This window comes from Sinorhizobium psoraleae (assembly GCF_013283645.1).
Lineage (GTDB): Bacteria > Pseudomonadota > Alphaproteobacteria > Rhizobiales > Rhizobiaceae > Sinorhizobium > Sinorhizobium psoraleae.
Map to the genome: position 1 here is coordinate 137,026 of NZ_JABEKV010000007.1, position 15,043 is coordinate 152,068.

Genomic DNA, 15,043 nt, shown 5'->3' on the forward strand with positions numbered 1-15,043 from the left:
CAGAGGCGATGTCACCGGTCTGCGCACGGCGCTCCGCGGGATGCTAGCCAGCGAGGTGTCCATTCCAGATCCTCACTGCGGGTATCTCGTGGTAGTAGGCGAGAACGCTCAACGTGCCCGTATTCAGGAGAAAATGCTGTCCTGCACGCGCTGGCAGTCCGATCCACCTTGCCGCGAGCACGCGCAGCACGTGCCCATGTGCGAAGAGGGCAACATCGCCGTCAGCAGCTCGCGCCCGGGCCACGACCTGATCCACACGAGCACCAACTTGCGACGGTGTCTCGCCGCCCGGGCATCCATCCCGGAAAATCAACCAGTCCGCTCTTTTTGCCTCGATTTGCTGAGGCGTCAGGCCCTCGTATTCGCCGTAATTCCATTCCATCAAGCCCGAATCGACGATGGCCCTCTCGCCGAGGCCCGCCAAGTCACAAGTCTCCCGGGCACGCTGCAGCGGGCTTACGAGAACGAGCGCAAACGTCTGCCTGGCCAGCACTGGCCGCATCCTTTCCGCCTGTCGTCGTCCTTTATCGGTCAAGGCGACGTCTGTTGTGCCGGTGTGCTGTCCGCTCAGGCTCCACTCAGTCTCCCCGTGCCTGATCACGAATACGTTCACGTCCAGCCCTCCTGGCTCAGACGTTGCAGGGTACCGACCAGTCGGCACCGGCATGCGCGGCCAGCGGAATCACTCGTCGCACGACTGGCCGTGATACTGGTGCACTACCCGCCGGCTGATACCGCCTCCATCTGATCGGTGTACGTCCCGAGACTGGCCGCCCCGTTGCAGCGAGCCCGGTGGTAAAGAGCCTGCTGACCCAGCTTCAGGTTCTCGTCGCGCCCATGCCACGCCGTCAACGCCGGATCCTGGAGTGCGCGCCCATAGGAAAAACTAATCTTCCAGGGCTTGGGGCCGGGCAGTCGGTTGATCGCGTTGAGGTGAGTGGTGGCAGTCCGGTCGTCCTGGCCGCCCGACAGGAACACGATGCCGGGAACCGCCGCGGGGACGTGCCGACGCAAACAGCGGAGTGTGGCGACTGCAACCTCCTGCACCTTAGCCGGACGAGAGCACGCCTCGCCCGCGATCACCATGTTGGGCTTGAGCAGCATGTGCTCCAGCACGACACGCTGCTCGAAGAGAGCCTGGAACACGGCGTGAAGGACCACGCCAGTGACCTCCTCGCAGCGCTCGATTGTGTGCGATCCGTCCATCAACACTTCCGGTTCGACGATCGGCACGAGATGCTGCTCTTGACAGAGCGCAGCGTATCGGCCGAGCGCGTGTGCATTGGCACTGACGCATGCGGTGCTCGGCAGGCCGTCCGCAATGCGGATAACTGCACGCCACTTCGCGAAGCATGCCCCCATACCGCGGTACTCGGAAAGGCGGTCCCGGAGTCCGTCGAGCCCTTCGGTGATCTTCTCATCGGAGGAGCCGGCGAGAGGCTTCGCGCCGGTATCGACCTTGATGCCAGGAAGGATTTCCTGGTCGGAAAGGAGCTGAGCGAGCGGTACTCCACCCGAGCTCTTCTGGCGGATAGTCTCGTCGTACATGATGACTCCGCTGATGAACTCTGCCGCGCCCACGAAGAGCATTTCACGGTAGGTGCGTCGGCTTTGCTCGGTGGATTGGATTCCAAGCGCGTCGAACCGCTTGGTCAAAGTGGGGACGGTTTCATCCGCCGCCAGAATGCCCTTCCCCTTTGCGACTAGCGCCGTCGCGATGCTCCCCAGATCGTGGTTCATCGTACATCCTCTGGTCTTTCAAATAATATCAGTCGAGATCAGAACTGGCTATGATTTCGATCAAGAGGACGCGACTTTCGCGTGGCCAGGTCAAACGCATGCCGCGCGAGCATCAGTTCTTCGTCAGTCGGGAAATGAGCAAGACGATGCGGCTTTTCGTTCGACATCGGCAGCTCTGCCGCTGAATTGGCGGGTGGATGGATCTGGCTTCGGCATGCCAGCTTCTTTCTTCGAGCTCCGAACGCGTCTGGACGCCGCGCTTCGCGGTCCGGGTCTTGGGCATTTATGTCCGAACTGGGCAGCCGAATTGATTCAACGCAGTGCCCAGTCGATGAAATTGAAGTAAAATTCTCTTTTCGCTCCATGGCTGCCCAGCCGCAGCATGGAACGGCGCACGCTTGTCTCAGGAGGAGAGACCCATGTCTTCGACCAAGACTGCAACCGGCAAGGATCACGGCACTGTCGAGAATTCAGCGGCGACTCGTCCTCTCTCGACTGAGGAACTGCGGGCGATCGACGCTTACTGGCGGGCTTCCAACTATCTCTCGGTCGGCCAGATATACCTGCTCGACAATCCGCTGCTCAAAGAACCGCTGAAGCGCGAGCACATCAAGCCACGATTGCTCGGCCACTGGGGAACCTCCCCGGGCCTCAACATGCTCTATGTGCACCTGAACCGGGTCATCAAGCGCGACGACCTCAACATGATCTACGTCATCGGCCCCGGCCACGGCGGACCGTCACTCGTCGCTCACGCTTACCTCGAAGGCACCTACAGCGAGGTCTATCCCAATATCAGCCAGGATGCGGCGGGCCTGAAGCGGCTGTTCAAGCAGTTCAGCTTCCCCGGCGGCATACCGAGCCACGTTGCGCCCGAGACGCCTGGCAGCATCCATGAGGGCGGCGAACTCGGATACGCGCTCAGCCACGCCTATGGCGCGGCATTCGACAACCCCGACCTGATCGTCGCCTGTGTCGTCGGCGACGGGGAAGCCGAAACCGGGCCGCTTGCCACCGGATGGCAGGGCAACAAGTTCCTCAATCCGGCTCGCGATGGCTGCGTGCTGCCGATCCTCCACCTGAACGGCTACAAGATCGCCAACCCCTGCTTCCTCGCCCGCATCCCCAGGGAGGAGTTGCAGAAATTCTTCGAGGGCATGGGCTACAAGCCCTATTTCGTCGAGGGGCGCGAGCCCGAGGACGTCCACCAGAAACTCGCCGGCGTGCTCGACACCGCCATCGGCGAAATCCGGGGAATCTGGGCCGACGCGCGAACCAACGGCAATCTCAAGCGACCGGCATGGCCGATGATCGTCTTCCGGACGCCAAAGGGCTGGACATGCCCGCCGGAGATCGACGGCAAGAAATGCGAGGACTACTGGCGCTCGCACCAGGTGCCGATGGGCGAGATGGACAAGGTGGAGCATATCCAGATCCTCGAACAATGGATGAAGAGCTATCGGCCGGAGGAGCTTTTCGACGACGACGGCCGGTTCAAGGCGGAGATCGCAGCGCTCGCTCCGGCGGGCAATCGCCGCATGAGCGACAATCCGCACGCCAATGGCGGACTGCTCCTGCGTGATCTGAAGATGCCGGATTTCCGCGACTATGCCGTCGAGTTTTCCGGCCACGGTGCGACGGTCGCGGAGTCGGCCCGCGTCATGGGCATGTTCCTGCGCGACGTGATGAAGGCGAACATGGAGAGCAAGAACTTCCGGCTGTTCAGCCCGGACGAGAACAACTCCAATCGCTGGCAGGATGTGCTGCAGGTCACCAACCGCTGCTACATGGCGGAGATCTATCCGGAGGACGACCATCTCTCACCGGACGGCCGTATCATGGAAGTGCTGAGCGAGCACCAGTGCCAGGGATGGCTGGAGGGCTACCTGCTGACCGGCCGCCACGGCTTCTTCTCCTGCTACGAAGCCTTCATCCACATCATCGACTCGATGTTCAACCAGCATGCCAAATGGCTCAAGGTGTGCAACGAGATCCCATGGCGCAGACCCATCGGCTCACTGAACTACTTCCTCAGTTCCCATGTCTGGCGGCAGGACCACAACGGCTTCAGCCACCAGGACCCCGGCTTCATCGACCACGTCGTCAACAAGAAGGCGGACGTGATCCGCGTCTACCTGCCGCCGGATGCCAACACGCTGCTCTGCGTGACGGACCACTGCCTGCGCAGCCGCGACTACGTCAACGTCGTCGTCGCCGGCAAGCAGCCGGCGCCGCAATGGCTGACGATGTCGGAGGCGGTGCGGCACTGCGCCATGGGCATCAGCATATGGGACTGGGCGAGCAGCGACCAGGGCAGCGAACCGGATGTCGTCATGGCCTGCTGCGGCGACGTTCCGACGCTCGAAACGCTGGCGGCGGTGCAGCTGCTCCGCGAGCACCTGCCGGAGTTGAAGGTCCGGGTCATCAATGTCGTGAACCTGATGAAGCTGCAGCCAGAGAGAGAGCATCCGCATGGGCTGTCGGACCGCGATTTCGACGGCCTGTTTACGCGGGACAAGCCGATCATCTTCGCCTTCCACGGCTATCCGTGGCTGATCCACCGGCTCACCTATCGCAGGGCGAACCACAATAACCTCCACGTGCGCGGCTACAAGGAAGAAGGCACGACGACGACCCCGTTCGACATGGTGGTGCTGAACGAGCTCGATCGCTTCCACCTCGTCGAGGACGTCATCGACCGGCTGCCGCAACTCGGCGCGCGTGCGGCCTATTTCAAGCAGGCGATTCACGCGAAGCTGATCGAGCACCGCGAGCATATCGAAAAATACGGCGACGACATGCCTCAGATCAGCGGATGGAAGTGGGGCCCGAAAAGTGAAGCCGGCAAATTTCGGGGAACGTCTACTGAAGGGGACAATGTTTAAGGACAACTCGTGTCCGAGATTCACGCGTGATTATACCAGATAGTTTAGGCTTCCATGGACATCGACCGCATTGTCCTCAGGAGACCGCCTGACGGAGCAGAAGCCATGCCCGAGATGCTCTCGACCGACGCCGATCTCCACGGGCAGCCGACCGAGGAGAACCTTGGGCGATTACAGTTCACGACATTGCTCTATTACCTGCAAGTCACAAATCCGGACAACGGCCTGGTTCGTGACAAAACGGACCCGAGGGCCCCGGCAAGCATCGCGGCAATCGGCATGGCGCTGGCCACAATTCCCGTTGTCGTGGAACGCGGCGTCATCATCCGCGAATTCGCGGCCAAGATCACTCGCAAGCGATTGCGGTTCTTGATCGAGCTTCCACAGGGACCGGAGCCCGACTCGTCCGGCTACAAGGGCTTCTTCTATCATTTCCTCGACATCGAGACCGGCCGCCGGGTCTGGCAATGCGAATTATCGACCATCGATTCGGCCTTCCTCTTCGCCGGCGCACTGACCGTTGCCACCTATTTCGACCAGGACACGGCGGACGAAGCGGAGATTCGGGAACTTGCCACGGCGCTTTACGAGCGCGCCGACTGGAACTGGGCTCGCGATCACGGCCCCACCCTCACTCACGGCTGGCGGCCGGAAAGCGGGTTCATTCCTTACCGGTGGCGCGGATATGATGAGGGAATGCTTCTCTATATCCTCGGCTTGGGGTCGCCGACCTATCCCTTGCCCGCAGTATCCTACACCGCCTATACGGAAAGCTACGAATGGAGGAATATGTTCGGCCGCGAGCTGCTCTATTCGGGCCCACTCTTTACGCACCAGCTTTCCCATATGTGGATCGACTTCCGCGGCATCCGTGACGCCTTCATGCGCGAGCACGATAGCGACTACTTCCAAAACAGCCGACAGGCGACGTTCGTGCAGCAGGAATATGCGATTCGCAATCCGATGGATTTCGTCGGTTACGGCGAGCACTGCTGGGGGTTCACCGCAAGTGACGGGCCTGGTTGGGTCACGCGAGTGGTCAATGGCGTCAAGCGCGAGTTCTTTGATTACATCGCGCGCGGTGCGCCATTCGGGCCTGATGACGGGACGGTTTCGCCATGGGTTGTCATCGCTTCGCTGCCATTCGCTCCTGAAATCGTCATTCCGACAGCCCGCAACTTTGCCCGAATGAACCTCGGCATGACACGACTGTACGGTTTCAAGCCGTCTTTCAATCAGTCGTTTGTTGTGGAAGACAGTCCCACCGGATGGTGGGTCACTCCCTACCACTTTGGCATCGACCAGGGCCCGGTTGTGCTAATGGTTGAAAACTACCGGACGGGCTTGCTCTGGGACATCATGCGCCGATGCGGCCCCATTGTGACGGGGCTGCGCACGGCCGGATTCACCGGGGGCTGGCTGTAGGAGGCACGCTCGTGGAAGGGCGGAAGGTCTGCCGGTCGCCTTTCGTTACCCGTCCAGGAGCTGCCCGGCCGTTGCCGCTCCCGGACTTGATCATAGCGCCGGCTTTCATAAGAGGAGACATCGAGTTCGGTGTCGTCACCCAGTCCGGCGCAGCCTTCGCAATGCTGGCGGGAGCGTTCTCGCTGATCGTCAGACAGTTCAATTCGATCTCGAATTTCGCTGCCGTGGTGTCTCGGCTGAGTTCGCTGCACGAGGAGGTCGCAAGATCACACACGACGAATTCAGGCATCGAAATTGTCGAGCGGGACGGGCCTTTGACCTGCGAGGGACTGACCCTGGCCTCGTCGACGGGCGCCGAAGAGCCGCTTCTCAAGGAACTGTCGGTATCGGTCCCACCCGCCACGCGAGTATTGGTCACGGGACCCGGTGACGCGCCAGGGGCGGCGTTGTTCAGGTCGGTCGCGCATATTCCGACGCCGGGTAAGGGGCGCATCGTCCGCCCTGCCGGCACCCTGTTTCTTCCACAGCGCCCCTATCTTCCGTCAGGCGCCCTTCGCCAGGTATTGGTCGGCCCGGAACAAGAAAGCGAAGTTCCGGATCAACTCATGCTCAGCGTCTTGCATGAACTCGGCCTCGAACGGATCGTGAGCCAGGTCGGTGGACTCGATGCGGAGCATGACTGGGGAAAAGGAATTGTCCCTGAGAGAACAGCAACTCCTGGCGCTTGCGAATGTTTTCTCGCAGCACCGCGTTTCGTCATTCTGGACCGGGCCGAGATGACATTGGGTTCCGAACTGCTCAAGAAGATAATGATCCTGCTCTGCGAGCGTTCCATCGCCTGCGTCCATATCGGAAGAACCGAAGGCGAGCGCGATGTCTATCAAGCCGTCCTTGAATTCGGTGAAGATGGTCGGTGGACCTGGTCAGCGAAGCAAACATGAGCTCGACTTCGGCGATGACGGAAAGCACTCGCCATGCCGATTTGCCGAATACCGGCATGGCCTTGCCTTGAGGTTCGGCAGCAGAGACAACTGTATGGCGCTTTTGTCTGAGCAAACCCGCTTGCTCAGCGTCCCCGGCCACCACCACGCCCGCCTCCGCCGCCGCGGAAGGCTGGCCCGCCGCCCCGACCGCCACCACCGTGGAAACCGCCACGGCTGCCGCCCTGAAAACCGCCGCCGCGATAGCCACCCCGATCAAAGTTCTGGAAGTTGCCGCCAGACTCCTGATAGAGCCGGCCATAATTGCGGCTCAACTCGTTCTGATTGCCGAGCTGTCGTCCGGCCCGGTCGATGGTGAGATGATCAGGTGCCCGCTGACGGACCTGTTGATTGCGGCGTGGCGCTGGTCTCGTCTCGGCTCGATTCGGAATACGTTGCGTCGCTTGTGGCCTGTCGGATGCTGCACGCTGACCGGCATTCCTGAGGGTTTCCCCGTCCGGACGCTGAACAGGCTGCCAGCCATCCGGCGTGTGCTTCTGCCACTGCCCATCCTGGCGACGATAGACGTTGCCATCGCGACCGGCATAGACGTCACCGCCCTTGCTGCCGACGATGAAGCCTTTGTCGCCTTCCGTGTTGCGCCAGCGCAGACCGGCCGCACTTCCGGTCGTTCCTCCGCTGATGCGCGCGAACTCTCCCCCGTGCTTAACGGAAACACTGCCCCAGGAGCCGTAAACGCTCTGCCCGCCACGTGCGAGAACTGCGTTGCCGGTGCGCGGGTTGTAAGCGGAGATGAAACCTCTTTCACCGCTCGGTCCTGCTGCCGCACCGCCCCGGAACCGGGTCCCGGTAGCGGGATTGTACGCTTCGCCGAACACCAAGCCTCTCTCAGGCCCGTAGGCGTACCCATAGCGGCCAAACGTTCCATAGGCCGGGTTATATGAGGCGCCAAATCCATAGCTTATCGGAGGCGGGTAGTAGGGCCAATCGTCGTCATAGTAGTCCCAATACGGCGGGTAATACCATCCCGAACCCCAAACCACTGAGTCCCATGCAAGATAGGTATAGAGATATCCGAGGGTGTACCCGTACCAGACAGCATCGGGCTCGGTGTCATAAACGCGGACATAGGTGGCGTTGTAGACCGAAGACGACGGTGGAATCTCATAGATCTCATCCGCGACTGCCCGCGCAACAGCGAAAGGCCCGGTCGGCGTATCTCCGACGAACCAGATGCCTGCCTTGAGGACGAAGTATTTGTCGGCGACCTTTATGACCTGTTCACTCGCGTTGACGGCATAAAACAGTGAAGTGCCGTCAATCGCTTCGAATTTCGGCTCGTCGTTGTAGCTCACGTCCACCTTCAATGAGCCGTCGGTCGATACGCGCGCCAGCTTTGGGATGCTGGCCCTCAGCCGCGCCATCGCGCTCTCGGATGTGCCAGGTATCGAAGCACGCACCGCGGAGTATGGCGCTCCGTCGGGTATGTTCAGGAAGTCGTCCGGCAAGTCGGGAGTAGCGAAATTCCAGGGGCCTTCGAGAGAGGTTGATGAAAACCACCTTCCTGAGACAAGGGTGTACCAGTTCTTATTCGCCCGGTGGAAAAAGACCGAACTCGTCGTATTGGATACCCAGTCAAGGCCTGTATCGGTCACTGGTTCGAGGACCGGCTTTCCTTCAAAAATCAGAAGCTCCGCTGGCTTTTCCGAATAGAAAACTGTTGGGATCGCGTTCTCGTCAAAGCGAGACGGTGGAAGCGAGGCCTTAATCCCTTTCCAGTTCTCAATCTCCGCCAGTTTGGAAAACAGGCCCGGAACCGCTTCTGCTTCAACCCAATTTGCCTCTATCGTCTTCGACGTAAGCCAGTTCTTCTCGCTTCTAAGATAGTAAGTGCTCGAATCCTCCACTTTGAAGAGATCCCAGTTCGTATTGACCACGAATGATAGACCCGATACGCCTTTGACCGGGGCCAACACTGCTCTGCCGTCCGTCTGCAACAGGATCGCTGGCGTTTCACTTATGAAGATCGGCGGCGGATCAGCTTTGATGTCTGGAACGTCAGCGAGCCGTTCGAAATCCCCGAGGCTTGCTGCCAAACGTTGCTGGGACACAACGATCGGATCGGTAGGAATGAGCTTTCCTATGGCGAGCGCCAGATCCGCGAGTTGCTTGCGATCCAGGGAGGAGAAGTCAAGTCGTGTGGTCTTTATCTCCGTCAGCGTGACGTTTTCAGTTTCATCGTCAGCCACGGTTTTGCCAGAAAACCCGACGACCCCATAGATCGGCTTCGCGTCGGCGGAAGGTTTGAGTTCGGTGGCAACGAGTGCCTCGAGTTCCCTGAAATCCTTCCACGCCGTTATCTGCGGCTGGAAGAGAGTTATAGTCGCGCCCGCGTCGGTGGTGAAGATCCTTGGCCAGGCTGGCGCGCTGGAATCGGACTGGTTGAGATACTTACCGGCAATGAAACCATTCTCCCCGGAGTAACTCACGGCGCACCAGGAGGCTTCCGCGTCGCACTCTTTGATGTCGACTTCCTCGCCCTGAGGGATAACGCGCATCGCCTCAAATCTGGTGCCCGGACCTACCCTGAAATTCACATTTGCCGTCAGGACGGCAGGATCTGCGAAGGCAGTGGTCGAGAAGAACGAAGTGATCGTAAGGCACGCAAGAATTCTACGCATGACCACATTCTTTCATTGGATGTCTAAGGCGTCTTCAAGTGCTGTTAGCTGGAAGTTCCACTGAATTGCCGCGACACAGGCGTTTTAAGTTCACAGTAATATGTGTCGTCAATTTCAGGATCATTGCATATTCAATGACGAGTGCAACTGGCCGGCTGCCATCTTCTACCTAAGCGACGCGTTGATCGATGCCTCGGCGATCGCCAGGCGGACTGGCATCGCCCTTAATGCCGTGCGCAAATATATCGCGCGTGGACTGGATGCCTCGTACTCGAGCGTCGGATTGAAATCCGAAGCGGCCGCCATTCTTACGATTAACTGCCACGCGAAAGCAGCATTTCAAAATTCTGCAGCGAGCCGTGTGCGTTCTAATAGGACGCGCGGCGTGTAGTGAAGTCAAGGTATGGGGCAAGGTCTCGCGTCCCAGATTTCGGCCGCATATTCGGCGATCGTGCGGTCGCTTGAGAACCTTCCCGAATTCGCGACATTGAGCAGCGCTTTGCGGGTCCATGCTCGAGAATCGCCATAAAGCGACTGCAACCGCTGGTCCGCTTCCAGATACGAGGTGAGGTCCGCCAAGTGCCTGAAGACATCGCCGCTCGTCAGAAGGACATTGCGGAGCGCATCGACGACATCGGGATCATAGCGGCAAAAATGCCCGGACAGGATCAGGTCCAACACCGCGCGGGTTTCGGGTTCGTTGTCGTAGTGCCAACGCGGATTGTACCAGCCGCGGCTACCCGCGACCTCATCCGCCGTCAGCCCGAACAGGAAGAAATTCTCCTGGCCCGCCGCCTCGGCCATTTCGATCGTCGCTCCATCGCGGGTACCGATCGTCAGTGCGCCATTCATCATGAACTTCATGTTGCTGGTGCCACTCGCTTCATATCCAGCCGTCGAAATCTGGTTGGAGACATCGCTGGCGGGGATGAGACGCTCCGCCAGCGATACGCCGTAATCCGGCAGGAAGACAACCTTGAGACGCACGCGCACGACGGGGTCGGCGTCTATCGTGGCGGCGAGATTGTTGAGGAATTTGATGATGATCTTCGCCACATGGTAGGCCGGCGCCGCCTTTCCCGAGAAGAAGAAGGTGCGCGGCGCTATATCGACGCCGGGATCTTCACGGATACGGTTGTAGAACGCCACGATCCTCAGCGCGTTCAGTAATTGCCGCTTGTATTCATGTATGCGTTTGACCTGGCTGTCGAAGATCGCCTCGGGATCGACAATGATCCCGGCGCTTGCTCTCAGCCATTCGGCAAAGCTGCGCTTCGCCATCCGCTTGGCCTCACGCGCGGCATCGAGAAAACCGCTGTCGTCGACGAGCGGCTTCATCTTTTCGAGTTCCGCAAGATTTGTGATCCATCCATCGCCGATGGATTCGCTTATGCAACGGGCAAGGTCAGGATTCGACATCAGCAGCCAACGTCGGGGCGTCACGCCATTCGTCTTGTTGTTGAACCGGCCGGGGAATATCTCCGCGAGGTCTTTGACGGTCGTTTCGCGCAGCAGCCTCGAATGGATCTCGGCAACCCCGTTGGTGCTGTGCGAGCCGACAATGGCAAGATTGGCCATGCGAACCAGGCGCTCGCCACCCGGCTCGATCAGGCTCGCCCGGTCGACGCGGCCCTGGTCCCCGGGGAAACGGGCGAGGATCTCGTCCCGTAGCCGCCGGTCGATCTCGTGAATGATCTCTAGGTGGCGCGGCAGCATCAATTCAAACCAGCGCAGCGGCCATTTCTCCAGCGCCTCGGGCAGAAGCGTGTGGTTGGTGTAGGCGAGACAACGCCGCGTGAGATCCCAGGCGTCATCCCAGCCCAGGTCCGCCTCATCGAGCAAGATACGCATCAGCTCCGCAACCGCGAGGCTCGGATGCGTGTCGTTGAGTTGGATGGCGACCTTGTCGGGCAGCAGATGCCAATCGGAGTTATTCACGCGAAAGCGCCGGATGAGGTCGGCCAGCGAACATGCGACCAGGAAGTATTCCTGAACGAAACGCAGCCCCTGTCCCATGCTGGTCGAATCGTCGGGGTAAAGGACCCGCGTGACGGTCTCGGCCGTCAGCCTCCGCGCCAGCGCGCTGACGAACTCCCCGGCGCTGAAGGCCTGGAAGTCCAAGCTTTCCGGCGTTGCCGCGGCCCAAAGCCGCAGCGTGTTGATAGTGCTGCCGCCAAATCCCACGATCGGCCGGTCGTACGGTATGCCGAGCAGGTGGGACGGCGTACCGACAGACGCCCGCAAATTCCCGCCGCGAACCTCGAAGGAGCAGCCAAGCCTGATCTCCACCGCATCCTGCGGCCGGGCGACCTCCCAGGGATCGGGCCGGCGCAACCAGTTGTCCGGCTGCTCGCGCTGCCAGCCATCGACAATCGTCTGCTTGAAAATCCCAAATTCGTAGCGCAGCCCGTAGCCCATCGCCGGCAGTTGCATGGTCGCCATCGAGTCCAGGAAACAGGCCGCGAGCCGGCCAAGCCCGCCATTGCCCAGACCGGCGTCGGGCTCCTCGGCGAGGATGGCCAATTCGTCTATATGCTCCTGATCGAACAGCCGTCTGGCGAGGGGGCCGAGACCGAGATTGAGAATGTTGTTGCTGAGAGATCGCCCGATCAGGAACTCCATGGACAGATAATAGACCCGCTTGGGGTTCTCTCTGCCATAGGTGTGCTCCGTGTGGTGCCAGCGCTGCGAGAGCACATCTCTGACCGATCGGGCAATCGCCTCGTAACGCTCGCGGCTGCCTGCGTCCTCCGGGGCGATAACGTTGTCGAAGAGCAAATGACGCTCATAGAGCCCGTCGTGGCTTCCCCTGAATTTGATCGGCCCGCAGCCATAGTGTGTAGGCAGCTCGTGCGAGGTGGGAGACTTGGAGCTTTGCGGCCGGGCCTCTGCTTTCTCGTTGCTCATGGGGATGCTCCCTTAACGTCTGTAGCGGGACCGATGGTCCCGGCGGCCTCAAGTGATTGGAATTGCTTTCGGTATCACGAAGATGGTGGCGCGCTCGTCAGGAAAGCAGTGCCCAGCCCACAGGCTTCTGAGGAAAGGTAAGTGGGCGGATCCGGTGAGATCCGTGACTGCCTTCGGTCCTCTACGACTCGTGCTTTGGAAAATGATCCACAACGCCAACGACGCCGCGGACGCTTTCGGCTGCAACGCGCGCCGCCTTCCGGCACTCCTCCGTCGAGACATTGCCCCACAAATGTACCACGCCGCTAGCTACCGTCACCGTTACATCCTGCCCATCGAGACCGGTGTTCTCGCTTAGGCGGATCATGATGCTGCGACGGATGGCTTCGTCACCGGGCGCCGTTCCATCTGGCTTGGCGGAGATGATCGCCTCGAGAAGATCCGCGCGGCTCACAATGCCGACCACGGCACCAGCTCTCGTCACCGGAAGGCGCTTGATGCCGTGCTCCTCCATCAGGTAAGCGACGCGCGCCAGGGACGTGTCCTCGTCGACAGAGACCGGATTACGGCTCATCACATCGGCGACTTTCCACGCGTTGCTCTTGATGTATAGGTTGGCCCTCTCCTCCGGAGATAAGGACTCGTCGACGAGTGTCGCGATGGCTCGATGCCCTAACTCGGTCCTTCGCAACAGGTCACCCTCGGTGATGAGGCCAACGAGTTGTCCTTCATCGTCGATGACCGGGATACCACTGATATGATTGGCGATCATCACTTCTGCGGCCTGCTTGACGCTGTTGTCCGGCGAGACCTTGATAACTCTTATCTTCATCACGTCTCTGACCAGCATCGCGCGCCAACTCCCAAGTAGAATAGGGCCACAGCCTTGCCTTCCACAAAATAGCTCTCCGGCAATGCTTAGACAACTCAGGCACTCGGCGGGTTGCGTAAGCTTCTTTTGGGCCAGCCCTCGCAGGTGGCTCCGTGGCAGCGAGGTTGAATTTCCGCTGGCCAAGAGCCGTCGCCGCGCCGTCGCGGAACGCAAGCCTGGAACAGGCCCTGACATCGCTGACTGGGGTCTGATCGAAGGGTCGGCTAAAATAGACGTCTGGTCTCCATTCAAAGGAGGGACACGGGATGAAAGTCGGTATTGTCGGAACCGGCATGGTCGGCAGTGCGACTGCCTACGCTCTCGGCCTGCGAGGCGTGGCAAGCGAGATTGTGATGGTTGATCTCGATCCAGCACTCGCCGGAGGCACATGCCCTTGATATCGCACATGCGATGCCATTTGCGTCGGCGACGTCGATCGTCCACGGAGACTACGCTCACCTCCGAGATGCCGGTGTCGTCATCATCGCCGCGGGGGTCGCCCAGCGACCCGGCGAAACGCGGACCGACCTGCTGGATCGCAACGCCGCTGTCTTCCGCACCGTGGTCGGCGAGATCATTCGATTTTGCCCAAATGCAATTCTGCTCGTCGCATCCAATCCGGTCGACATCATGACCCAAATCGCCACGATTTATTCGGGGCTGCCGACCCAGCGGGTAATCGGCTCGGGTACGATCCTCGACACCGCGCGCTTTCGCAGCCTGCTCGGGGCTCACCTTCGCGTGTCGCCCCGATCCATTCACGCCTACGTGCTAGGCGAACACGGTGACAGCCAGGTTCTGGCCTGGTCCGGTGCTAGGGTCGGCACCGTTCCGATTGCTCTCTTCAGTGCACGGGTCGGCGCGCCAATTACGGACTCTGTCCGGGCAGACATAGACAGCAAGACCCGTAATGCAGCCTACACAATCATTAAGGGCAAAGGCTCTACCTACTACGGGATTGGAGCGGGTCTTGCCCGAATTGTCGGGGCGATAAGACAGGACGAGCAGGCGGTGCTATCGGTCTCGAGTGTCACCGCAGTGGTCGCGAGAGTGCAGGATGTAGCCTTATCGATACCCCGTGTCGTGGGTCGTGAAGGCATTACAACCGAACTGCTCCCTGACCTCGACGCACAGGAGCGCACAGCACTTCAACGAAGCGCTTCTCTCCTTCGAGGACTATTCGAGTCGGTGGCGGTTTGAAAGCGAAGGATTCTGGTGGCGCGCGAAGCTGTTATGCGGCGAAAGAATGACGGGCAATTTGGCAAAATCGGAACGGTGTTGTCGAGCACCGGGATTATCCTGATCTAATCGATGAGGGGGAAGAAAGCAGCGCGCTTTTTGAGAAGCAGGACAGGCAACCTGCGCCCGTCCAGCTCTTGCTCGGCCAAGAGAAGCTGGAGAGCACCAAGCAATGCCTCGGGATCAAGATCGCCGACACCTGGGCCAAATGTGAGTTGAATTGTGGCGTTGAATCACGCCGATTTGACGAGGCGACATTTCTCAGGTCCTGCCTGCAACCCTCTTTCTTTCTCTGATCAGGCGGTCGCGCTCGCGAATATGCGACGCGAGGCTCAGCTCAAAATTGACCAATAA

The 15,043-nt window shown here is 60.1% G+C and carries 10 protein-coding genes; 5 read left to right on the plus strand and 5 right to left on the minus strand.

What is annotated here, in order from left to right:
- Positions 1 to 43: 43 nt before the first annotated feature.
- Together ILFOPFJJ_RS28475 and ILFOPFJJ_RS28480 are read right to left on the minus strand one after the other, a co-directional pair.
- On the minus strand, positions 44 to 613 hold the full coding sequence (locus ILFOPFJJ_RS28475) for a histidine phosphatase family protein (protein WP_173513898.1): 570 nt from the start codon (positions 611 to 613) through the stop codon (positions 44 to 46).
- Positions 614 to 717: 104 nt separating this feature from the next.
- Positions 718 to 1,740, minus strand: a complete 1,023-nt coding sequence (locus tag ILFOPFJJ_RS28480; protein ID WP_173513899.1) for a class I fructose-bisphosphate aldolase — start codon at positions 1,738 to 1,740, stop codon at positions 718 to 720.
- 419 nt (positions 1,741 to 2,159) lie between these two features.
- On the opposite strand from ILFOPFJJ_RS28480, the gene ILFOPFJJ_RS28485 reads away from it, so the two are divergent.
- The 3 genes from ILFOPFJJ_RS28485 to ILFOPFJJ_RS28495 all read left to right on the plus strand — a co-directional run bounded on the left by ILFOPFJJ_RS28485 (position 2,160) and on the right by ILFOPFJJ_RS28495 (position 6,991).
- The gene (locus ILFOPFJJ_RS28485; protein ID WP_173513900.1) at positions 2,160 to 4,625 is read left to right on the plus strand and encodes a phosphoketolase family protein; all 2,466 of its coding nucleotides are present in this window, start codon (positions 2,160 to 2,162) and stop codon (positions 4,623 to 4,625) included.
- Between the two features lie 105 nt (positions 4,626 to 4,730).
- Complete coding sequence (locus ILFOPFJJ_RS28490; RefSeq protein WP_173513901.1) at positions 4,731 to 6,050, plus strand: glucoamylase family protein; 1,320 nt, start codon at positions 4,731 to 4,733, stop codon at positions 6,048 to 6,050.
- Between the two features lie 11 nt (positions 6,051 to 6,061).
- Positions 6,062 to 6,991 (plus strand): ABC transporter family protein, encoded by a 930-nt coding sequence (locus ILFOPFJJ_RS28495; protein WP_173513902.1) that lies wholly within the window; start codon positions 6,062 to 6,064, stop codon positions 6,989 to 6,991.
- Positions 6,992 to 7,116: 125 nt separating this feature from the next.
- Here ILFOPFJJ_RS28495 and ILFOPFJJ_RS28500 read toward each other — a convergent pair whose 3' ends face one another.
- From ILFOPFJJ_RS28500 to ILFOPFJJ_RS28510, 3 genes are all read right to left on the minus strand, one after another.
- On the minus strand, positions 7,117 to 9,672 hold the full coding sequence (locus tag ILFOPFJJ_RS28500) for an SH3 domain-containing protein (RefSeq protein ID WP_210267623.1): 2,556 nt from the start codon (positions 9,670 to 9,672) through the stop codon (positions 7,117 to 7,119).
- Between the two features lie 396 nt (positions 9,673 to 10,068).
- On the minus strand, positions 10,069 to 12,579 hold the full coding sequence (locus tag ILFOPFJJ_RS28505) for a glycogen/starch/alpha-glucan phosphorylase (protein WP_173513903.1): 2,511 nt from the start codon (positions 12,577 to 12,579) through the stop codon (positions 10,069 to 10,071).
- A 181-nt stretch (positions 12,580 to 12,760) separates the two neighbouring features.
- Positions 12,761 to 13,429 (minus strand): CBS domain-containing protein, encoded by a 669-nt coding sequence (locus tag ILFOPFJJ_RS28510; RefSeq protein ID WP_173513904.1) that lies wholly within the window; start codon positions 13,427 to 13,429, stop codon positions 12,761 to 12,763.
- Between the two features lie 287 nt (positions 13,430 to 13,716).
- Between ILFOPFJJ_RS28510 and ILFOPFJJ_RS36060 the strand changes: the two genes are divergently transcribed.
- Together ILFOPFJJ_RS36060 and ILFOPFJJ_RS35340 are read left to right on the plus strand one after the other, a co-directional pair.
- Complete coding sequence (locus ILFOPFJJ_RS36060) at positions 13,717 to 13,848, plus strand: lactate/malate family dehydrogenase (RefSeq protein WP_282438705.1); 132 nt, start codon at positions 13,717 to 13,719, stop codon at positions 13,846 to 13,848.
- Positions 13,808 to 14,650, plus strand: coding sequence for a lactate/malate family dehydrogenase (locus ILFOPFJJ_RS35340; protein WP_282438706.1), 843 nt, complete (start codon positions 13,808 to 13,810; stop codon positions 14,648 to 14,650). Before ILFOPFJJ_RS36060 ends, ILFOPFJJ_RS35340 begins: the two co-directional genes overlap by 41 nt.
- The last annotated feature ends 393 nt before the right edge of the window (positions 14,651 to 15,043 follow it).

Excerpts from the sequence above, each read along its gene's own strand:
- ILFOPFJJ_RS28490 (WP_173513901.1), top strand. The coding sequence starts at position 4,731 with ATGCCCGAGATGCTCTCGACCGACGCCGATCTCCACGGGCAGCCGACC.
- ILFOPFJJ_RS28500 (WP_210267623.1), bottom strand. The coding sequence starts at position 9,672 with ATGCGTAGAATTCTTGCGTGCCTTACGATCACTTCGTTCTTCTCGACC.
- ILFOPFJJ_RS28485 (WP_173513900.1), top strand. The coding sequence starts at position 2,160 with ATGTCTTCGACCAAGACTGCAACCGGCAAGGATCACGGCACTGTCGAG.
- ILFOPFJJ_RS28480 (WP_173513899.1), bottom strand. The coding sequence starts at position 1,740 with ATGAACCACGATCTGGGGAGCATCGCGACGGCGCTAGTCGCAAAGGGG.
- ILFOPFJJ_RS28510 (WP_173513904.1), bottom strand. The coding sequence starts at position 13,429 with ATGCTGGTCAGAGACGTGATGAAGATAAGAGTTATCAAGGTCTCGCCG.
- ILFOPFJJ_RS36060 (WP_282438705.1), top strand. The coding sequence starts at position 13,717 with ATGAAAGTCGGTATTGTCGGAACCGGCATGGTCGGCAGTGCGACTGCC.
- ILFOPFJJ_RS28505 (WP_173513903.1), bottom strand. The coding sequence starts at position 12,579 with ATGAGCAACGAGAAAGCAGAGGCCCGGCCGCAAAGCTCCAAGTCTCCC.